4 protein-coding genes and 1 pseudogene are annotated in these 4,422 nt (G+C 37.5%); 2 read left to right on the plus strand and 3 right to left on the minus strand.

Annotated features, from left to right (window positions below; all coding sequences use genetic code 11):
- Positions 1-55 precede the first annotated feature (55 nt).
- Positions 56-256 (minus strand): annotated as a pseudogene (locus I4641_RS23285) (phosphoribosyltransferase family protein); the annotation flags it as partial.
- A gap of 71 nt (positions 257-327) precedes the next feature.
- The gene (locus I4641_RS23290; RefSeq protein ID WP_229642972.1) at positions 328-1,059 is read right to left on the minus strand and encodes a carbohydrate ABC transporter permease; all 732 of its coding nucleotides are present in this window, start codon (positions 1,057-1,059) and stop codon (positions 328-330) included.
- A gap of 177 nt (positions 1,060-1,236) precedes the next feature.
- Here I4641_RS23290 and trpS point away from each other — a divergent pair, with 177 nt between their 5' ends.
- Both trpS and I4641_RS23300 read left to right on the plus strand, forming a co-directional pair.
- Complete coding sequence (trpS, locus tag I4641_RS23295; RefSeq protein WP_229642973.1) at positions 1,237-2,247, plus strand: tryptophan--tRNA ligase; 1,011 nt, start codon at positions 1,237-1,239, stop codon at positions 2,245-2,247.
- Positions 2,248-2,301: 54 nt separating this feature from the next.
- Entirely contained in the window at positions 2,302-3,195 is an 894-nt protein-coding gene (locus I4641_RS23300; RefSeq protein ID WP_229642974.1) for a methylenetetrahydrofolate reductase, read from the plus strand.
- A 49-nt stretch (positions 3,196-3,244) separates the two neighbouring features.
- On the opposite strand, the gene I4641_RS23305 is transcribed toward I4641_RS23300, so the two are convergent.
- Positions 3,245-3,805, minus strand: coding sequence for a photosystem I assembly protein Ycf4 (locus tag I4641_RS23305; protein ID WP_229642975.1), 561 nt, complete (start codon positions 3,803-3,805; stop codon positions 3,245-3,247).
- Positions 3,806-4,422: the final 617 nt, after the last annotated feature.

Raw genomic sequence — 4,422 nt, forward strand, 5'->3', positions numbered from 1 at the left:
CCAGAGATATCGACTGGCTGCTGTAGGCATGAAAACCTTACTTGGCTTCTTAAGTTTCTGGACTATTGGGCAGACCTAATTTCCTGACTAAGCAAACATCTAAGGGAAGATTCAATTTCTTAGCTACTTCATAAGTCACAGGTACGCCACCACGAGGTAATGCCAGCACGATTGTGTCTGGGTTATTGGTATAAGCAGTAAGCTGCTGGGCTAATTTTTGACCTGCATCAGTTCTGTTAGAAAAAACCGCATTCATTTTTTCTCCTTCCTCTACTTTCTATCATGAACATAAATCGAAAGCTTGAGGAAGTTGTGAAGACTAGTTTATTAGTTTTTTATTCCCGTCGAACCAATACCTTGAATAAATTGTTTTTGACCGATTAGAAATAAAAATAAGACAGGAATAGTGGCAATTACCACTGCTGCCATTAATAATGACCAATCATTGGTAAATTGTTCTTGAAACTCTGATAAAGCTAATTGAACTGTTCTTAATTCGGGACGAGTAGTAAACACCAATGGTTTAAATAAATCGTTCCATTCGCCAATAAAAGTAAATAAGAATAAAGTAACTAAAGCAGGACGAGCCAGAGGTAACATGATTTGAGTTAAAACTTGCAGTCGATTAGCACCATCCAGGGTAGCTGCTTCTTCTAATTCGATGGGAATACTAGCGAAATATTGGCGCATTAAAAAAATACCAAAGCCATTCGCTGCTGTGGGTAAAATTAATGACCAATAGGTATTAATTAGATGGGCATATTTTAAGATAATAAATATAGGAATTACTAACAATTGAAAGGGAATTACTAAAGTAGCTAAAATCAATAGTAATATTGCTTGTTTGCCTTTAAAATTTAATCTTGCCAAAGCATAGCCACACAAAGCCGAGGTGATTATTTGCAAGGCTGTAACGCTTAAAGCAACCAGTGTAGAATTGGCAAAAGCCGATAAAAAGTTTCCTCTCTGCCAAGCTGCTTGATAATTACCTAAAGTGAAAGAACCATCGGGGAAGGTAATCGAACTTTGAAAAACAACTATTAAGGGAGATAAAATCAAGATTGCTCCCAAAATTAAGATGCCTAGAGTTAATATTTGGGTCGAAGAAAAATTACTTATAGACGATCGCGATCGCTTTTCCATTTCTAATAAAAAAGTAAATTATGGGGAAATTTCCTTTGATGACAAGCCCTAAATAAGAGAGAATATTCTATTAAGATAAATTTACAGCAAAAAATGAGCAAGAAACGAGTTTTATCGGGAATCCAAACTACAGGCAACTTACACTTAGGCAATTATTTAGGTGCAATCCGCAATTGGGTGGAGATACAGCAGGATTACGATAATTATTTCTTTTTTGCCGATCTCCACGCTATTACTGTACCCCACGATCCGAAGGTTTTAGCGGAAAATACTTTTAAATTAGCTGCCATATATTTAGCTTGCGATATTGATTTAGCATGTTCGACTATCTTTGTTCAATCTCACGTTTCTGCCCACAGCGAATTAACTTGGTTGTTCAACTGCATTACTCCCCTAAACTGGTTGGAAAGAATGATCCAGTTTAAGGAAAAAGCCGTTAAACAAGGTGAAAACGTCGGAGTAGGGTTATTAGACTATCCCGTACTTATGGCAGCGGATATTTTACTCTACGATGCGGATATTGTACCTGTCGGAGAAGATCAAAAGCAGCATTTGGAATTAACTAGAGATATTGCAGCCAGAGTTAATGATAAATTTGGTAAGAAAAAACAGCCCGTTTTAAAAGTACCCGAACCAATGATCCGCAAAGAAGGTGCTAGGGTAATGAGTCTGACAGATGGGACTAAAAAAATGTCCAAATCAGATCCTTCTGAATTGAGTCGGATCGATCTATTAGATCCCCCCGATGCGATTAAAAGAAAAATCAAAAAGTGTAAAACCGATCCCATCAAAGGATTAACATTCGACGATCCAGAACGTCCAGAATGCCATAATTTATTGAGCCTGTATCAAATTTTAGGTAATAAAACCAAATCGGAAGTTACAGCGGAATGTCAAGATATGGGGTGGGGACAATTTAAACCTTTACTTACTGATACCACAATCGAAGCTCTCAAGCCAATTCAAGACAAATATCACGAATTAATGAGCGATCGCGATTATCTCAATACAATATTGCGAGATGGGGCAAATAAAGCTAGTTTAACGGCTAATCAAACCTTAACTAGAGTTAAAGATGCTCTAGGCTTTCTTCCCCCTCTATAATCATTAAAATCTAACCAATAACATCCAATTTAAACATCAAAAATTAATAAACTAATGACAAGTAATCTTCGACAAGCAGCAATCGAGGGCAAGTTTTTGATTACTGCCGAAGTTGCCCCTCCCAAGGGGGGAAATCCTGCCAGAATGATAGAAGTGGCAGAAAAGTTAAAAGGTAGAGTTCATGCAGTTAATGTTACTGATGGCAGTCGCGCAGTCTTGCGAATGTCTTCCGTGGCTGCTTCGACCATTCTCTTACACCATGGTATAGAACCAGTATGCCAAGTTGCCTGTCGCGATCGCAATTGTATCGGTTTGCAGGCAGATCTGATGGGGGCTTATGCCTTGGGTATTCGTAATGTTCTGGCTCTAACTGGCGATCCTGTAAAAGCTGGCGATCATAAAAAATCTCGTTCTGTTTTTGAACTAGAATCAGTTAGATTGCTCAAACTAATTAACAAACTGAATGCAGGTATTGATTTTAATGATAAAACAATGCCTGACGAAGCTTTGAATTTATTTCCTGGGGCTGCTGTCGATCCCCAGCTAAAAAGTTGGTCGGGATTGCAAAAAAGATTTGAGAAAAAAATAGAAGCAGGGGCGCAGTTTTTTCAAAGTCAGATGATCACTGATTTCGATAAATTAGACAAGTTCATGAGTCAAATTGCCTCAGTCAGCGACAAACCAATTTTGGCTGGTATTTTCCTCTTAAAATCAGCAAAGAATGCCAAATTTATTAATAATTACGTTCCTGGAGTTGATATTCCCGATTCAATTATTCAACGTTTAGCAGATGCTGAAAAACCTCTCGAAGAAGGTGTTAAAATCGCCGCCGAACAAGTCAAGCTGGCGCAGACTATGTGTCAAGGAGTTCATTTAATGGCAGTAAAACGAGAAGATTTAATTCCAGAAATTCTCGATCGCGCAGGTATCAATGCTCTGGATTTTTAAAATCTCAAGCATCAATACAGCGATCTCATTTACCTAAAAATTGTCTAGTTTATAATCCTTCTAAAGGTACTTCCAAAAACCTAGCTAATTCTGCTCCTTGATTTTCCAAAGTAGAAAGAGCAATGGGTTCACCTACGCGAGTTAAAGGAATATCTCTTCTTTGCTTAGAGCGCAGATACAAAGCACGCTTGGGACTCAAACCATCTCTTATTTCTGCTCTAACTGACTGAACCTCAGCAATGGGAAAATTCACTTCAATTTTACGGTTTTTCCCTGGATAAGATTGGCGATAAATAATTACTTTTCCTGTTTCCTTATCGAATTTATTGTAGCCACCACCTATATTCCAAACTACCAAAAGCCAGAGATAAACTGCCAATAGCGAACCAGCAACGCCATAAAAAGTTAAAGCAATTCCTTGAGGAACAAACTGTAAATTGCTGGTATCAGAAACGATTAACAAATTAGTCTTGAAGTAGCTAGATAATCCCGCTAAAAGAAATCCCACTCCTCCCATAGTCACAATAGCAGCCCATAAAATATTACTCAATCTGCGAGATCCTAAAACATCTTGTCTGAGAGTTTTTTGTTTTATTTTGTTAGTGGTCATTGTTGATAATTTTTATTTGATTAATACTATTTTTTCCTGAAAACTGAACGGAAAATATGAAATCAAGTTTTATTTTTTGAATTGTAAGTAAGATCGACTCCTGTCCATCAAAAAGTCCTGGCTAACAGACATTTAAAAAAATTATGGCAATTTTTTACTTTTGTATGTCATTTTGTAAATTTTTTGCTAATAATAATTTAATGACTGTCGCCCCCAGACAGTGACTCAAAATTGAGGTCAGATAACCAGCCCGATTACCTATCAGTATTGTTTTCATGTTATTTTGGGTGAGAGACCTCAGTACTTATACAGAAACACAATGTAGCAGTATTGAGAAAATAATCTCGTCCAGTAACAGAGAATATTACTGTGTAATCTGGTAAAGTTTTATAAAACTTGGTACTTCTCAACATTTTGTTGAGTTTATTACCTGGGGCATTATAGAAAAGTACATTTTGACGAGCGAACCTACGCCAGAAGGGCTTCTGCCCCATCTAGGGGCAAGGGAACGCGCGAGTTTAACAAATCTTGCAGTCTTTATCTAAGCAAGAGGATTAGAAACATATGACAATAGCAGTAGGACGCGCGCCTGCTCAACAGGGCATCTTTGATGCAGT

This window comes from Waterburya agarophytonicola KI4 (assembly GCF_020640915.1).
GTDB classification, from domain to species: Bacteria; Cyanobacteriota; Cyanobacteriia; order Cyanobacteriales; family Xenococcaceae; genus Waterburya; species Waterburya agarophytonicola.

Coding starts and splice junctions, on each gene's coding strand:
- I4641_RS23305 (WP_229642975.1), bottom strand. CDS start 3,805: ATGACCACTAACAAAATAAAACAAAAAACTCTCAGACAAGATGTTTTA.
- I4641_RS23300 (WP_229642974.1), top strand. CDS start 2,302: ATGACAAGTAATCTTCGACAAGCAGCAATCGAGGGCAAGTTTTTGATT.
- trpS (WP_229642973.1), top strand. CDS start 1,237: ATGAGCAAGAAACGAGTTTTATCGGGAATCCAAACTACAGGCAACTTA.